The 230-nt window shown below is 59.1% G+C and carries 1 protein-coding gene; it reads right to left on the bottom strand.

The window, feature by feature from the left end; genetic code table 11:
* A partial coding sequence (locus QP415_RS13200) for a 4-alpha-glucanotransferase (RefSeq protein WP_285100375.1) occupies positions 1-230 on the bottom strand: 230 nt, incomplete at both ends.

A 230-nucleotide genomic window follows, 5' to 3' on the forward strand; every position in this document is an offset into this window, starting at 1 on the left:
GGTATCGGTAGCGTTCGTGGCTAGGCGGAGTTCTTCGATGGATCGACGAACGTCAGGTGATGCGTCGGCGAATTCGTCGATTGCTTCGGGGCGGATGTAGATGGGGTTCAGCCAACGGCGCGAAACCGGTAGGTACGGTGAGTTTTCCATCGGCGTGATCGGGCTGGACGCATGGATGGGGTTGATGAGCAGGAAGTCTGCTCCCCTGTCGGCGCATACTGACGCGAGAT

Origin of the sequence: Pauljensenia sp. UMB3104 (assembly GCF_030217285.1) — a bacterium.
In the GTDB taxonomy this organism is placed as follows: Bacteria; Actinomycetota; Actinomycetes; order Actinomycetales; family Actinomycetaceae; genus Pauljensenia.